This is a genomic window from Streptomyces sp. NPDC046909, from assembly GCF_040644695.1.
GTDB lineage: Bacteria > Actinomycetota > Actinomycetes > Streptomycetales > Streptomycetaceae > Streptomyces.
In genome coordinates this window covers 653,800-668,701 of record NZ_JBEYXC010000004.1, presented here as the reverse complement: position 1 = coordinate 668,701, position 14,902 = coordinate 653,800, and the positions used below count along the sequence as shown (strand labels likewise).

Below are 14,902 nucleotides of genomic sequence, written 5' to 3'. Positions count from 1 at the left end.
ATGGCCGACGGGGGGTACGCGTGGGCCAGTGAGCCCGAGAAGGAGTTCTACACGAAGGCCGTGGTGGCCTGCCTCGACGAGCCGCGTCTGAGCAGGCTGCTGGCGCAACGACCGAATGTGACGCGTGCGGTCGTGGCGGAGGTGATGTGCGGGTCCAGGTACGCCGAGGGGGTACTGGGCTCGACGGATCCTCTGCCGCTGCACGATGCCTACCGGCGAAGTCGCCGTCGGAGTGATCTGTACTTCTGGGCCCTGCCCTCCCACCCGTCGCTCAGCACGCTCCAGCAGCAGGGTGACCTCTTTCTGCCCTGGATGCTGGGGGTCGCCTTCTTCTGGGGTCTGCCCCTCCTCCTGCTCCTCCAGGGTTTGGGGCCCGCACCCTTACTCGTCACTTTCGTGGTGCTGGCCATCACCGCCCCCGTGTTCGCGAGGAAGACTCCGCCGGCTCAGCCGCCGCCGGGCCGGGTAGGCGCCTTCCTCCGTTCGGCCCGCCTGTGGCTGCTCGGACCGGTCACGTCCCTGACGTGGCTCGCGGAGACGGCCAACGGGGCGCTCTGGATCAAAGAACTGCACCGCGACGACCTCCTCCAGGGGCAGACAGCTCGTGCCGTCGAGGACCTGATAGGCGAAGACCTCGGCACCCTGCTCGTGACCAGCAGCCATGAAGGGCTGCGCTCCCATCACCAGCGAGACTTCGTCATCGACAGCCGGTCCACCGAGGAACTGCGCCAGAAGCTGGAGCAGTTGGCGGACGGGACCATCGCCGTCAGCGGTCCGCGCGGGGTGGGCAAGTCGACGCTCATGCGGAGTGCCGTGCGGCCGCGGGACTTCTCCGTTCTCGCCCAGGCTCCCGCCGCCTACGCCCCGCACGACTTCCTGATCTCGGTGTTCATCAGCGTCTGCCGGGAGTACATCGCGAGGGCGGGCCATGAAGCGCCGGATCTAGTGCGGCTGTCGTATGTGCACCGGGTCAGGCATCGGGTGACGGTGGTGCTCACCCGGCTGTCGCGTCCGTTCCCCTTCGCGGTGGCCGCCGCGCTCCTCCTCGCCCTGGGCATGTTCGCCGCCACGAAGGAGGCGGTCGAAGGGGAGGACCGGCCGTGGGGATGGCGGTACGCCGTCGCGGCGCTGGACCGCGCCTCCGGTTTCGCGGCGGATGTCATGGGCGGCAGGGCGCAGATGGCGGGTCTCGTCATCGCCATCACGGGCGGACTGCTGTGGCAGCTGCGGCGCTCCGGTGCCCTCGCCTGGCTGGTGAGGCGGTTCGGCTGGCTGATTCTGATGGGGAGCGCCTGCGTGTTGTTCACCGGCGCCGCTGTCTCGCTCTTCCGCGACCCCGACCTACAGCGCTACTTCAACAGCGCGACCGACGCCCCCCATGAGGGCTCCGGCCTCTCCGGGTGGCCCTTGATCTCCATCATGCTGTGGATGGCCTCGGTCATCCTCTACGCGTCCGTCTCCGCCGAGGACTGGGTGCTGCGCTGGGGCACCAGGTCCATCGAGTGGCGGCAACTCCTTCGCCCCCTCGTCACGCTGCTCCCTTTCGTCATCCTGGTCCTCATCGCCACCTCCGAGAGCTGGCGCCCCCTCCTCACCGACGACGACACCCCCTTCCGGCTCGCCGCGCTCCTTCTGGGCCTGCTGCTGTACAAGGCCGCCATGCGGCCCTGGCCGTTGCCGCACCCCGCGCCCCCGCTCGTCGTCGCGTGCCGGAATCACCTCTACCGTCTCCAGACGGTCCAGAGCACCACCGCCGGTATGACCACGGGCCTCCCCCAGTTCCTCAACCTGGGCGGGGCGCACTCCGGCGGTCTGACCTCCGTGCCGCCCAACTATCCCCTCCTGGTGGCCGAGTTCAGGGAGCTGCTCAGCCGTATCGCGGAGGACGAGCACGAGAAGGGCAACCGGGTCGTCCTGACGATCGACGAGGTCGACCGGCTCGGCACGGACGCCAAGGCCCTCGAATTCCTCGCCGAGATCAAGGGGATACTGGGGGTGCCCCATGTGCACTGCCTGATCTCCGTCGCCGAGGACGTGGGCGCCGCGTTCGTCCGGCGCGGGCTGCCGCATCGCGATCTGACCGACAGTTCCCTGGACGACGTACTGCATGTGCGGCCGTACGCGCTCGCGGAGTCGGAGCGCGTGCTGAGGAAACGGGCGAACCACATCGGCGCGGCCTATATCGGGCTCGCCCACGCGCTGTCGGGCGGCATCGCGCGAGACCTCATCCGTTACGGCCGACGTCTGATGGAGATCCAGATCGCCAGGGATCACGTCGAACTGCCCGATGTGGCCCACGCGTTGATCACCGAGGAGTTGTCGGAGACACTCGCCGGTATCCGGACCCTGCTGGCGAAGCAGCAGTGGCGGCCCGACACCACCAGCGTTCTGGGGGCGTTCCGCGATCTGGCGGCCCAGCTGCGCACCGCCTGCCCCTGCCCGGAGCCGACGGCCCAACTACGCGGCGCGCTGACCCACTTCGCCGGTTACGAGGCCACCGGCCTGCCCGACGAGTCACGACTGCTCATCGACGAGGCCGCCGTGTACGCGTATTTCTCGCTCACCCTGCTGGACGTCTTCGCCCGCCCCGACTTCAACCGGCGTCAGACGGCCGCCGCGCAGCACCCTGACGGGCATCTCGACCTGCTCGCCGAGGCCCGTCAGGAACTGGCCGTGTCGCCGTACAGCGCACGCACCCTGATCGACGGCATCCGGGCGGCCTGGGGGCTGGCCGCGATATCCGCTCAGGAGCCGCAGCCAACGGTGGTGATCCCCTCGCCGAGGGGCACCGCGTGTGCGCGGCACCCCCGTCCCTGAGCGCCCCGTCCCTGGGCGACCGCCCGATGTCCTACTCTGCGTCCTACTCCGCCGGCTCCACGCCCGCCCGCAGCAGCCCGTACGTGTAAGCGTCCTCCAGTGCCTGCCAGGACGCCGCGATGACGTTGTCCGCCACGCCCACCGTCGACCACTCCCCCGTGCCGTCGGAGGTGGAGATGAGGACGCGGGTCGTGGACTGGGTGCCGTGGACGCCTTCCAGGATGCGGACCTTGTAGTCGACGAGGTCGAGCTTGGCGAGCTGGGGGTAGATCTTCTCCAGGGCCACTCGGAGCGCGCGGTCCAGGGCGTTGACCGGGCCGTTGCCCTCGGCCGTGGCGACGATGCGCTCGCTCTTGGCCCAGAGTTTGACCGTGGCCTCGTTGGCGTGGCTGCCGTCGGGGCGGTCCTCGACGATGGCGCGCCAGGACTCGACGTTGAAGTACTTGAGGGGCTTGCCCTCTACCTCGGCCCGGAGGAGCAGTTCGAAGGAAGCGTCCGCGGCCTCGTACGTGTAGCCCTTGAGTTCCCGTTCCTTCACGCGCTCCACTACCCGGCCGACCAGTTCGCGGTCGCCGCCCAGGTCTACCCCCAGCTCCTTGCCCTTCAGCTCGATCGACGCCCGGCCCGCCATGTCTGACACCAGCATGCGCATGGTGTTGCCGACGAGCTCCGGGTCGATGTGCTGGTAGAGGTCGGGGTCGACCTTGATGGCCGAGGCGTGCAGGCCTGCCTTGTGGGCGAAGGCCGAGACGCCTACGTACGGCTGGTGCGTCGACGGGGTCAGGTTCACGACCTCGGCGATGGCGTGCGAGATCCTCGTCATCTCGCGCAGCTTGCCCTCCGGCAGGACCTTCTTGCCGTACTTCAGCTCCAGGGCCGCGACCACCGGGAACAGGTTGGCGTTGCCGACCCGCTCGCCGTAGCCGTTGGCCGTGCACTGGACGTGGGTCGCGCCGGCGTCCACCGCGGCGAGGGTGTTGGCCACCGCGCAGCCCGTGTCGTCCTGGGCGTGGATGCCGAGGCGGGCGCCCGTGTCCGCCAGGACCGTCGAGACCACTGCCTGGACCTGGGCGGGGAGCATGCCGCCGTTGGTGTCGCAGAGGATGACCACGGAAGCGCCCGCCTCCGCGGCCGTCCTCACCACTGCCTTCGCGTACTCCGGGTTGGCGCGGTAGCCGTCGAAGAAGTGCTCGCAGTCCACGAAGACCCTGCGGCCCTGCTCGCGGAGGTAGGAGACCGTGTCCCGGACCATCTCCAGGTTCTCGTCCAGCGTCGTGCGCAGCGCCAGCTCGACATGGCGGTCGTGGGACTTCGCCACCAGCGTGATCACCGGGGCGCCCGAGTCCAGGAGGGCCTTGACCTGGGGGTCCTCGCTCGCCTTCCCGCCCGCCCGCCGCGTCGCGCCGAAGGCGACCAGCTGGGCGTGCTTGAAGTCGATCTCCTGCTGGGCGCGGGCGAAGAACTCCGTGTCCCGCGGGTTCGCGCCGGGCCAGCCGCCCTCGATGAAGCCCACCCCGAAGTCGTCCAGGTGCCGTGCGATGGCCAGCTTGTCCGCGACGGTGAGGTTGATGCCCTCCCGCTGCGCGCCGTCGCGCAAGGTGGTGTCGAAGACGTGGAACGTGTCGTCGAGCTCGCTGGTTGCGGTCATGATCTCAAGGCTCCTGAGGATTGAATCTCGGTCTGTACCGGAATGACCGGCTCCACCGTCCCCACATAGTCCCTCGCGCTCTCGCCTCCGGCTGCGGGTGGGCCAGAAAAGCGAAAAACCTCTCGCGGGTGCGAGAGGTCTGCGCGCGGGTCGAGGACGACGGTGTCCGCCCGTACCTGGTCGTACGTGGCGGTCACTGCGGACCGGCGCGCCTGCTGCCAATAATCATGGCGAACGAGAGCACGGGGGCAGTCTGGCACAAGTCGCCCCCGCGCTCACCGTCCGTCTCAGGATGCGAGCAGAGCGGTGGTCATCGCAGGTAGCGGACGAAGACGTCCCGTTCGTCGTTGGTGTCCCCGGCCGGGATCAGTGTCCCGTCCCACGAGACGAACGTGATCCGCCGGGCGCCGTCCGCGATACCGCCCGGTTCGACCTGGGCCGAGGCCGGGTCACCGGCGGGGTCGGGGGTGACCAGGGTGGTCGTGCCCTTCTTCAGGTCCCGGAGGTAGACCGGGTTGCGGGTGCCGCCGGGCAGCCCGTCGACCCGGCCCGTGAAGGTGACGTACCGGCCGTTCGCGCTGACGGCGGGGGCCCGGGTGTAGACGTGGGCGGGGGCGTCGCCCGGACCCTGGACCCGCTGGTTGGCGCCGGTGGCGATGGTGTGCACGAACACGTTCCAGCTGGCGTCGGTGTCGTCGGGCACCAGGTGGGTGTCGGCGGACTCGAAGACGACCGTGCGGCCGTCGCCGCTGATGGACGGGTCCGTCGACTCCCGCGTGGTCTGCGAGCCGTCGTAGGAACGGTCGATCTGGGTGCGCGCGCCCGTGCCGCGGTCGTACATCCAGACGTCGCCCCAGTCGTCGCCGCGCGGGCCGTTGGCGTAGTTGTACTGGTAGACGACCCGTCGCCCGTCGTCGCTGACCGTGGGCCGGGAGGCGTTGCGGGGCTCCCAGGTCGGCTTCGGCTGGCTGATCCGCTGCGTGGTGCCCGCGATCCGGTCGCGCAGGAAGACGACACGGCCCTCGCCGGTCTCCTGGAGCGTGTAGACGGCGTAGCGCGTGTCCGCACTGACGGAGACCTCGCCGATCGGCCCCTCGAAGCCCGCAGGGATCTCGATGCCGAACTTCTCCTCCTTCCCGGTGCGTGGGTCGTGGAGCACGACGTCGTTCTGGTAGTAGACGTAGCGTCCGTCATTCAGGACCGCCACGATGCCGCCGAAGCCCGAGAAGCGGAGCTTCCCGGTGCGCAGGTCACGGATGTACATGCCGCCGTGCGGCACATTCGGGTCGAGGTCCTCGGCCGTCGAGTCGAAGCCGACGTAACGGCCATTGCGGCTGATGACGGCGTCGTACGAGGCTCCGGCGGCCGCTTTGCCTTCCGGCGTGACGCTGACCGGCACGGTGTGCGGGCCCCTGGGGGCGGCGCTCGCCGTGGGGACGGTGAGCGCCACCGAGGCGGCGACGGCGACGGCGACGGCGATGGCTGCCAGGACTTTTCGGCTGTGCATGGTTGTTCCCCCGTGGTTGATTGCTGCTGGGCATTGGTCAGTTGCTCAGTTGCTGCCTGTCATTGCACTGTCCGCAGGAAGACGTCCGACACCCCGTTGGTGTCTCCCTCCACCAGATCGGGTGACGCCGACTCGAACGCGACGACGGTGCCGTCGGCGTTGACGGAGGGCCGCCCGGCCGGGAGGTCGTTGCGGCCGCCCCAGCGGTCGACGCTGATCAACTGCCGGGAGCCGGTGGCCGGTTCGAGCAGATACACGGAACGCCCGGCGGTGTACGCCACCCGCGTGCCGTCCCCGGAGAGCGCGGGCTGCGTGCCCTCGACCCGGGTGGTCGCCCCGGTGTCGAGGTCCCGGACGAGGAGGTGCCGGCCCTGCTGTACGGCGATCTTGCGGCCGTCGGCGCTCAGCGAGGGCGCCGACGCGTCGCCGATCCGCTCCAGGGCGCCGGTGTCCAGGTCGCGGACGAAGACGTCGTCGCCCTGCTCGAAGGCGATGTACCGGCCGTCGTAGCTGATGGACGGATGGCCCGCGGCCTCGGCGGTGTCGGCGCTGACCAGGTCCGTGGTGCCGCCGTTGAACCTGAAGCGGTAGACCCGGGGCGCCGAGTCCGGGCCGGGCAGGGTGGCGGCGTAGGTGATCCACTGGCAGCTGGGGTCGACCTGGGGCTGTCCCATCCAGGTGAACCGCACGCCCTGGTAGGAGCTCAGGCCGGTCAGCTTGCCGACCGAGCGGTTGCGGATGGAGATCTCCGGGGCGCCGTCGGTGTCGGACGGTGCCACGTAGCCGACCATGCGGCCGCTGGAGCAGGGGGTGCCCTCTGACGAGGGTTTCTGCGTGGCGGAGTTGACCTGGGAGACACCGCTGGGCGTGTTGACGTACACGTTGCCGTCCGAGGTGAAGGAGACGACCTTGTTCTCCCCCATCACCGGGTCGTACGACGCCGCGTCCCCGGCCGCGGCCCCCGCCGCTCCGACCCGCTCGGTGACCGACGGCATCGGGGCGGGGTTCCGCCGGAGCCCGCCCGAGAAGACGAAGACGTCCGACTCCCGGTTGGTGTCCCCCGGTACGAGGTGGGACGCGTCCGAACTGAACGCCACCGCACGGCCCTTGGCGGCCAGCGCGTCCGGCATGATCTGGGCGTCGTCCGGCAGGTCGGCTCCGCGCAGCCCCGTGCGCAGGTCGCGCACCCGCCTGCCGTCCCCGGCCGAGACGACGGCGTACCGGCCGTCCGCGGTGGCCGCGTGGACGGTCCCCTCGGTCACTCGCCGTGCCTCGCGCGCGCCGAGGTCGTAGGAGTACAGCCAGCCCTCGGCCTCGAAGAGCACCCGGCGGCCGTCCCCGGTCATACGGACCAGGGAGCCCTGGCCCAGGCCCGCGTCGACCTGGATGCGCTCACCGGTGGTCCGGTCCTTGACGAAGACGTCGTTGGCGTCGTCCTCGGTGGCGCCCGGGACCTGGTAGGCGACCCGCCGCCCGTCGTCGCTCAGCGATGCCCCGCGCTTGGGGCCCTCCTCCGCCGGGGAGATGAGCTCGTCGGTGCCGGTGGCCCTGTCGCGGACGTACAACAGCCGTGTGCCCTGGGGGCCGTTGCGGTTGCCGATGGTGTACGCGACGTGCGTGCCGTCCGCGCTGATCGCCTGCATGCCGCCCAACTCGTTGGTGCCGGGCGGGTTTTCGGGCCACAGGCGCTCCGCGCGGCCGGTGGTGCGGTCGTAGACGTAGGGCGCCTTGAAGCGGGTGCCCGCGGAGAAGCCGACGTGGCGGCCGTCCGCGCTGAGCGTCGGTGAGGCGTAGACGTATCCGGGGCCGAGGTCGATCGCGGTCAGTTCACCGGTGACAACGTTTTTCACGCGCACGCACGGGAAGAGGTACGCGCAGCCGAAGCCCGGCGCGGTGGAGACGAACGCCACGGTCCGGCCGTCGGCGCTGATCGCGGCCTCGGACGACGAGCCGTCGGCCTGGGTGCCGTCGGAGGCCGTGCTCACCCGCTCGGTGGGCGAGGGACGGTGACCGGGCGCCGCCTGGGCCGCGGGAGCGAGCGGAGCGACCGGAGCGACCGAGGTCCAGCCGAGCGCGAGGACAACTGCCGCGCCCAGTACGGTCTTTGCGATCCTGGGCATCAGTGTGACCTCCACCGGAAGACGTCGTACACGCCGTTGGTGTCGCCGGGGACGACATCCGCGTCCTCCGTGGACCAGACGACCGAGCGGCCGCCGCCGGAGACCGAGCCGTCGGCGGCGGTGCCGTGGCCGACGGGGATCTGGCGCGACCCCGCGCGCAGCCACAGGTTCGCGTCGGCGTCCTGGAGCAGGAGCCTGCTCCCGTCGGGGCTGACCGCCCGGATCCTCACGCCGGGGAAGTGCTGGACGCGGCCGGTGCGCAGGTCCCGTACGTACGAGCCGTCCGCCGAATCCATCGCCAGGACACGGCCGTTGACGCTCAGCTGGACGACGGTCGAGGAGGTGCCGTCGTCGGCCTCGGTCCGTGTCCCGGTCGTGCGGTCGGTGACCCAGACGTCTCCGCTGCCCTCGTCCTGGTAGGCGACGAAGCGGCCGTCGCCGCTGATCGACGCGTTGTCCATGTCGCGGGTCTCGTCGTCCTGCGGGCCCGCGCTGACGGTCTCCCGGGCGCCGGTGACCCGGTCGTAGAGGTCGATGCGGTTCGGGTACTGCGGGTGCCCGGACCAGGTGTAGACGATGTACCGGCCGTCGGCGCTGATGTCCGGGGCGGACCCGGTGTCCTGACTGTCGCCGCCGATCCGGGTGCGCGTGCCGGTGGTGAGGTCGGTCAGGAAGACGTTGATCTTGCGGGTGCCCCAGTCGATGTACGTGGCCCAGCGGCCGTCGGCGCTCAGCCGGGGTGTGCTGAGGGCGTTCTCCATCTTCGTGACCTGGCCCGTGCGCAGGTCGCGGACGTAGGAGTAGGTGCCCGGGTGGGTGATGCCCTCGGGTACGAGGTTGGTCGCCGAGGAACGGAACGCGATGAAGCGGCCGTTCGGGGTGGTCACGGCGGCGGAGGAGGCACCGTCGGTCTCGGTGCCGTAGGCGGCGACACTGATCCGTTCGACGCGTGGAGCGGGCGGCGCGGCACCGGCGGTCGTTCCGGTGAGCGCCAGCAGCAGCACGGCGCCCGATGACGCGGCTAACGCGGCTCTGGACACATGTACGGCTCTGGACATGTTCCCCCCTGTGGTCCCCGTTGACGCTTGCCCCCAGCCCTTGCGCCGAGGGCTCCCTTCGAGGCAAACGCACCATCGGCCACAGGGTCAATCGGCCTTATTGCGTACAACCCGGGCCAGGGGTCACGCGTCCGCGAGGAGGCTGTCGTACAGGAACTCCCGTACATGGCCGAGAACTTGCGTACGGTCCGTGCCCCGGAGTCCGATCGCCACATGGATCGAGAAGCCGTCGAGGAGCGCCCGCAGCCGGGCGGCGAAGCGGTCCGGGTCGACGCGGCGGAACTCGCCCCTCGACACCCCCTCCGCCAGCAGGGCCACCAGGTCGCGGTGCCAGACGCCCTCGATGGCGGCCTGGCGTTCGCGGGCCGCCTCGTCGGCGTTCTGCGAGCGGTTCCAGACCTCCAGCCAGAGGGTCCAGTGGGGGTCGCGGTGGCCATCGGGGACGTACAGGTCGACGTACGCATCCAGCCGTTCGCGGGCCGTGCCGGTGCGCGCCAGCAGCCGGCCGCGCTCGGCGCCGAGGCGGCCCTCGCTCCACTCCAGGGTCTGGAGCAGCAGCTCGTCCTTGGAGTGGAAGTAGTAGAGGAGGTGGCCGCTGCTCATGCCGACCTCGCGGCCGAGGGCCGCCATGGTGAGCTTCTCCAGACCGCGTTCGGCGATCATCTCCATGGCGGCGACGAGGACGTCCTCGCGCGGCGGGGCCTGCTTGCGCCCACCGGCCATCTGCGGCTCCTAGATCCTCGGCTGCTGCTGGGTGATGCAGTGGATGCCACCACCGCCCGCGAAGATCGTACGGGCGTCGACCAGGGTGACCGTCCGCTCGGGGAACAGACGGCGGAAGACGCCGGCGGCGAGTTCGTCGTGCGGGTCGTCGAAGGCGCAGAGGACCACTCCGCCGTTGCAGAGGTAGTGGTTGATGTAGGAGTAGTCGACCCAGTCGCCGTCCTCGTCCTTCAGGACGGTCGGGGCCGGGATCTCGACGACCTCCAGGCGGCGGCCCTTCGCGTCCGTCTCGCCGCGCAGGATCTCCAGGTACTCCTGGGAGCGGGCGTGGTCGGGGTGGGCGGGGTCGCGCTGACTGTGGACGACCACGGTGCCGGGGCGGGCGAAGGCGGCGACGATGTCGACGTGGCCCTGCGTGCCGTACGTGCCGTAGTCGCCGGTGAGGCCGTGCGGGAGCCAGATCGCCTTTGTGGTGCCGAGCTTGGCGTGGATCTCCGCCTCGACCCGCTCGCGCGTCCAGCCGGGGTTGCGGCCCGCGCCGAGCTGGACCGTCTCGGTGAGCAGGACCGTGCCCTCGCCGTCGACGTGGATCGCGCCGCCCTCGTTGACGAGGGTGCTGCTCAGCACCGGCACGCCGGCGAGGTCGGCGACCTGCCCGGCGATCTTCGAGTCGTGCTCCCAGCTCGCCCAGTCCTGGGCGCCCCAGCCGTTGAACGTCCAGTCCACGGCGGCGAGTTGTCCTCGGCCGTCCGTCACGAACGTCGGACCGATGTCCCGCATCCACGCGTCGTCCAGCTCCCGCTCGACCAACTCGACGTCCGGGCCGAGCAGTTCGCGCGCGGAGTCGCCCTGACCCGGGCCGTGGACCATCGTGACCGGCTCGAAGCGGCGGACGGCACGGGCCACGGACGCCCAGGCGGTACGGGCCTCCGCCAGCTCCTCGGCGTCGGTGAAGGTCGCGTTGGGCCCGGGCCAGGCCATCCAGGTGCGCTCGTGCGGGGCCCACTCGGGGGGCATACGGAAAGGCATGGCGGTTCCTAGAGGAAGTAGAGGCGGTTGAGAGAGACCGAGTCGGCCGGTTCCGAGTGCAGGGGCTCGCCGTCCAACGTCACCAGTCCCGTGCGCTGGTCGACATCCACCGCTCCGGTACGGGAGTTGAGGCGCAGATCGGCCGGTCCGATACCGCGGGTGTTGCGCACGGCCACCCTTCTTCTGCGCGTCGGCATGGTGTCGTTGCCCTGGTCGAGCGCGGCCTGCGCGACGAAGGCGACCGAGATGTCGGCGGGCGTGGTGCCGTACGACCCGAACTGCGGTCCCAGTACGAGGGGTTCGCAGGTGTCGGTCGCCGCGTTGGGGTCGCCGACCACGCCGTACGCCGGGAAGCCGGACTTCAGGACCAGTTGGGGCTTGGCGCCGAAGTACTCGGGCCGCCACAGCACGATGTCGGCGAGCTTGCCGACCTCGATCGAGCCGACCTCGTGCGAAAGTCCGTGGGCGATGGCCGGGTTGATCGTCAGCTTGGCCATGTAGCGCAGGACGCGCTCGTTGTCGTGGTCGTCGTCCGGGGCGCCGAACTCGGCCTTCATCTTCCCGGCCATGGCGAAGGTACGGCGGACCGTCTCACCCGCGCGCCCCATGCCCTGCGCGTCGGAGGAGGTGATGCCGATCGCGCCCAGGTCGTGCAGGACGTCCTCGGCGCCCATGGTCCCGGCTCGGATGCGGTCGCGGGCCATGGCGGCGTCGCCGGGCAGGTCGGTCTTCAGGTCGTGGACGGAGACGATCATGCCGTAGTGCTCGGCGACCGCGTCCCGGCCGAAGGGGAGGGTGGGGTTGGTGGAGGAGCCGATGACGTTCGGGACGCCGGCCATCTTCAGGACGTTGGGGACGTGTCCGCCGCCGCAGCCCTCGATGTGGAAGGCGTGGATGGTGCGGCCTTCCAGCACCTTCAACGTGTCCTCGACGGAGAGGCACTCGTTCAACCCGTCGCTGTGGAGGGCGACTTGGACGTCGTGTTCCTCGGCGACGCGGAGGGCCGTGTCCAGCGCCCGGGTGTGGGCGCCCATGTCCTCGTGCACCTTGAAGCCGGAGGCGCCGCCTTCCGCGAGGGCCTCGATGAGGGGCGCTTCATGGGAGGACGAACCCCGCCCCAGGAAGCCGATGTTGACCGGCCAGGCGTCGAAGGCGTTGAAGGCGTGCCGCAGCGCCCAGGGCGAGTTGACCCCGACGCCCCACACCGGCCCGAACTCCTGCCCGATGATCGTGGTCACCCCGGACGCCAGCGAGGCCTCCATGATCCGCGGCGACAGCAGATGGACGTGCGTGTCGACGGCCCCGGCGGTGGCGATGAGCCCCTCGCCGGACACGATGGACGTGCCGGTGCCGACCACGACGTCGACGCCGTCGAGGGTGTCGGGGTTCCCGGCACGCCCGATGGAGCAGATACGGCCTTCACGGATGCCGATGGAGACCTTGCGGATCCCGAGCACGGCGTCGATCACGACGACGTTGCTGATCACCACGTCACAGGTCTCGCGCACGGCGGCGGCCTTGAGGTGGAGCCCGTCGCGGGCGGTCTTGCCGAAACCGGCGAGGAATTCGTCGCCGTACCGCTGGGAGTCGGCCTCGACGCGGATGGTCAGACCGGAGTCGCCGAGGCGGACGCGGTCGCCGGCGCGGGGGCCGTGGGTGGCGGCGTACTCGTACGGGCTGAGGCGGCGGGCCTCGGCGGGGTGTCCTCCGGGACGGCTCATCGGTCGACCTCCTCGGTGAGTGCCCCCAGATATCCACAGGCGGCTGCCCTCAGCAGGGCCTCCGCCTTCGCCCCCGGCGCGTCCAGCGGTCCGTCCACGAGTCCCGCGAACCCGATCGCGACCCGCTCGCCCCCGATCGGCACAAGGCCGACCTCACCGCGCGCCCCCGGCCCGAAGCGCACCGAGGATCCGGCGGGTACGGCGAGCCGCATGCCGTAGGCGGCTCCCCGGTCGAAGTCGAGGCGCGGGTTGGCCTCGAAGAAGTGGAAGTGGGAGGTGACGGAGACGGGGACGGTCGCGGTGTTGGTGACCTCCAGCCGTACGACCGCCTCGGGCTCGGTGTGCTCGGGGCCCGGCAGCAGCGCGCCGGGCGCCTGGTCGCCCAGTCCCCCGCCGATCGGGTCGCTCACCACCGCGAGCCGTGACCCGTCGTCGAAGACGGCCTCGACATGCACCTCGGTGACGACATCGGCGACCCCGGGCAGCACATCGTCCGGCCCGAGCACGGCACGGGCCCGCTCGACGGCCTCCGCGAGCCGCGCCCCGTCCCGGGCGGCCTCGCACACGGTGTCCGCGATCAGCGCGGTGGCCTCCGGCACGTTGAGCCGCAGGCCCCGGGCGCGCCGGGCGCGGGCCAGCTCGGCGGCTCCGAAGAGCAGCAGCCGGTCGCGTTCGGTGGGGGTCAGCCGCATCTCGCCTCCTTCGTTTAGAGCATCACTCTAAATGAGAGTAACCATGAGTGGAACCCTTGACGTCCGCCAACGAGCAGCTCACATTGAGTGTCGTTCTAACTGCCGCTCGGAGGAGTCCTGCCATGCCGATGGAACAGCGCGGAGTCGACACCATCCCCGACGAGGAACGCACCAGCGGGCCACGCGACCTCGTCTCGATCCTGCTCGGTTCGAACCTCTGCCTTGGCGTCATCGTCTTCGGCTGGCTGCCGCCGTCGTTCGGTCTGGACTGGTGGTCGTCGGTGAGCTCGATCGTGGCCGGAACGGTCATCGGCACCCTGCTGACAGCCCCGCTCGCCCTGATCTCGCTGCGCACCGCGACCAATCTCTCCACCTCCTCCGGCGCCCAGTTCGGCGTCCGCGGCCGGCTGGTCGGCTCCGTCGTCGGCCTGCTCCTCGCCCTCGGCTACACCGCGCTGACCGTCTGGATCGGCGGCGATGTGATGGTGGGCGTGCTGGGGCGGCTGGTGGACCTGCCCGCGGACGGATGGTCGTACGGCGTGATCTACGGGCTGCTCGCGGCGGCGACGGTGGCGGGGGCGGTGTACGGCTACCGGGTGCTGCTCGCGATGTCGCGCGTCCTGGCGATCGGCATGACCGCGCTGCTGGTGCTCGGCCTGTTCGCCTACGGCCCCGGCTTCACCACCGACGCGCTGCCGGAGGCGGGCGGCTATCTGCTGGGCGGCTTCTGGCCGACGTGGCTGCTGGCGGCGGTGGCCGCGGGGCTGTCCGGGCCGATCGCCTTCATCACCCTGCTCGGCGACTACACCCGCTACATCTCCCCGTCCCGCCACTCCGACCCCCGTGTCCTGCACGCCACTTGGCTCGGTCTGCTGCTGGGGCTGCTGGTCCCGCAGCTCTTCGGCACGTTCACGGCGTACGCGGCGGGCGCGGCGCTGGACTACGCGGGCCCGCTGGTGACGGCGGCGCCCGGCTGGTACCTGGTGCCGCTGCTGCTGGCCGCGTCCGCGGGGTCGGTCGGCAACGCGGGGCTGATGCTGTACTCGATGGGTCTCGACCTGGACGCGATACTCCCCCGGGCGTCCCGGGCGCGCGCCACGTACACGGTGGCGGTCGTGGCGACGGCCTGCGTCTTCGTCGGCCACTACGCCTCGTCCGCGCAGGACGCGATGACGTCCTTCGTGCTCCTGCTCACGGCCATCGGCACACCCTGGGCGGTCATCACCCTCATCGGCTTCGCCCGCTGTCGTGGCGTGTACGACGCCGACGCCCTCCAGGTCTTCAACCGCCGTGCGCGCGGCGGGATCTACTGGTTCCGGGGCGGCTGGAACATCCCTGCGACGGTGGCCTGGGCGGCGGGTGCGGCGACGGGTCTGCTGGCGGTGTCGCTGCCGTCGTACGAGGGGCCGTTGCTGTCGCTGACCGGCGGGGTGGACTGCAGTTTCCTGCTGTCGGGGCTGGTCGGGGGTCTTGTGTATCTGGTGCTGGCCCCGGCACGCGAAAGGGCCGCCGCGGACGGGGAGTCCGCTGCGGCCCTGACGGTGACGGTGCCGGGCGACCACTAGGGCCGGTCCGGCGAATCAGGCA

10 protein-coding genes are annotated in these 14,902 nt (G+C 70.8%); 2 read left to right on the top strand and 8 right to left on the bottom strand.

What is annotated here, in order from left to right; genetic code table 11:
• A complete protein-coding gene (locus ABZ928_RS16030) occupies positions 1-2,817 on the top strand; it encodes a hypothetical protein (RefSeq protein WP_361518608.1) in 2,817 nt (938 codons plus the stop codon).
• A gap of 43 nt (positions 2,818-2,860) precedes the next feature.
• On the opposite strand, the gene cimA is transcribed toward ABZ928_RS16030, so the two are convergent.
• From cimA to ureA, 8 genes are all read right to left on the bottom strand, one after another.
• The gene (cimA, locus tag ABZ928_RS16025; RefSeq protein WP_361518606.1) at positions 2,861-4,465 is read right to left on the bottom strand and encodes a citramalate synthase; all 1,605 of its coding nucleotides are present in this window, start codon (positions 4,463-4,465) and stop codon (positions 2,861-2,863) included.
• A gap of 310 nt (positions 4,466-4,775) precedes the next feature.
• Positions 4,776-5,972 (bottom strand): hypothetical protein, encoded by a 1,197-nt coding sequence (locus ABZ928_RS16020; protein ID WP_361518604.1) that lies wholly within the window; start codon positions 5,970-5,972, stop codon positions 4,776-4,778.
• Between the two features lie 59 nt (positions 5,973-6,031).
• A complete protein-coding gene (locus ABZ928_RS16015) occupies positions 6,032-8,092 on the bottom strand; it encodes a hypothetical protein (RefSeq protein WP_361518603.1) in 2,061 nt (686 codons plus the stop codon).
• On the bottom strand, positions 8,092-9,150 hold the full coding sequence (locus ABZ928_RS16010) for a protein TolB (RefSeq protein WP_361518602.1): 1,059 nt from the start codon (positions 9,148-9,150) through the stop codon (positions 8,092-8,094). Before ABZ928_RS16010 ends, ABZ928_RS16015 begins: the two co-directional genes overlap by 1 nt.
• A gap of 123 nt (positions 9,151-9,273) precedes the next feature.
• Positions 9,274-9,873: a TetR/AcrR family transcriptional regulator gene (locus ABZ928_RS16005; protein ID WP_361518601.1), complete on the bottom strand. Its 600-nt coding sequence runs from the start codon at positions 9,871-9,873 to the stop codon at positions 9,274-9,276.
• A gap of 9 nt (positions 9,874-9,882) precedes the next feature.
• A complete protein-coding gene (locus ABZ928_RS16000; protein WP_361518599.1) occupies positions 9,883-10,902 on the bottom strand; it encodes an agmatine deiminase family protein in 1,020 nt (339 codons plus the stop codon).
• An 8-nt stretch (positions 10,903-10,910) separates the two neighbouring features.
• Positions 10,911-12,623: an urease subunit alpha gene (locus ABZ928_RS15995; protein WP_361518598.1), complete on the bottom strand. Its 1,713-nt coding sequence runs from the start codon at positions 12,621-12,623 to the stop codon at positions 10,911-10,913.
• On the bottom strand, positions 12,620-13,315 hold the full coding sequence (gene ureA, locus ABZ928_RS15990; RefSeq protein WP_361518597.1) for an urease subunit gamma: 696 nt from the start codon (positions 13,313-13,315) through the stop codon (positions 12,620-12,622). Before ureA ends, ABZ928_RS15995 begins: the two co-directional genes overlap by 4 nt.
• Positions 13,316-13,437: 122 nt before the next feature.
• On the opposite strand from ureA, the gene ABZ928_RS15985 reads away from it, so the two are divergent.
• Complete coding sequence (locus tag ABZ928_RS15985; protein ID WP_361518595.1) at positions 13,438-14,880, top strand: cytosine permease; 1,443 nt, start codon at positions 13,438-13,440, stop codon at positions 14,878-14,880.
• Positions 14,881-14,902: the final 22 nt, after the last annotated feature.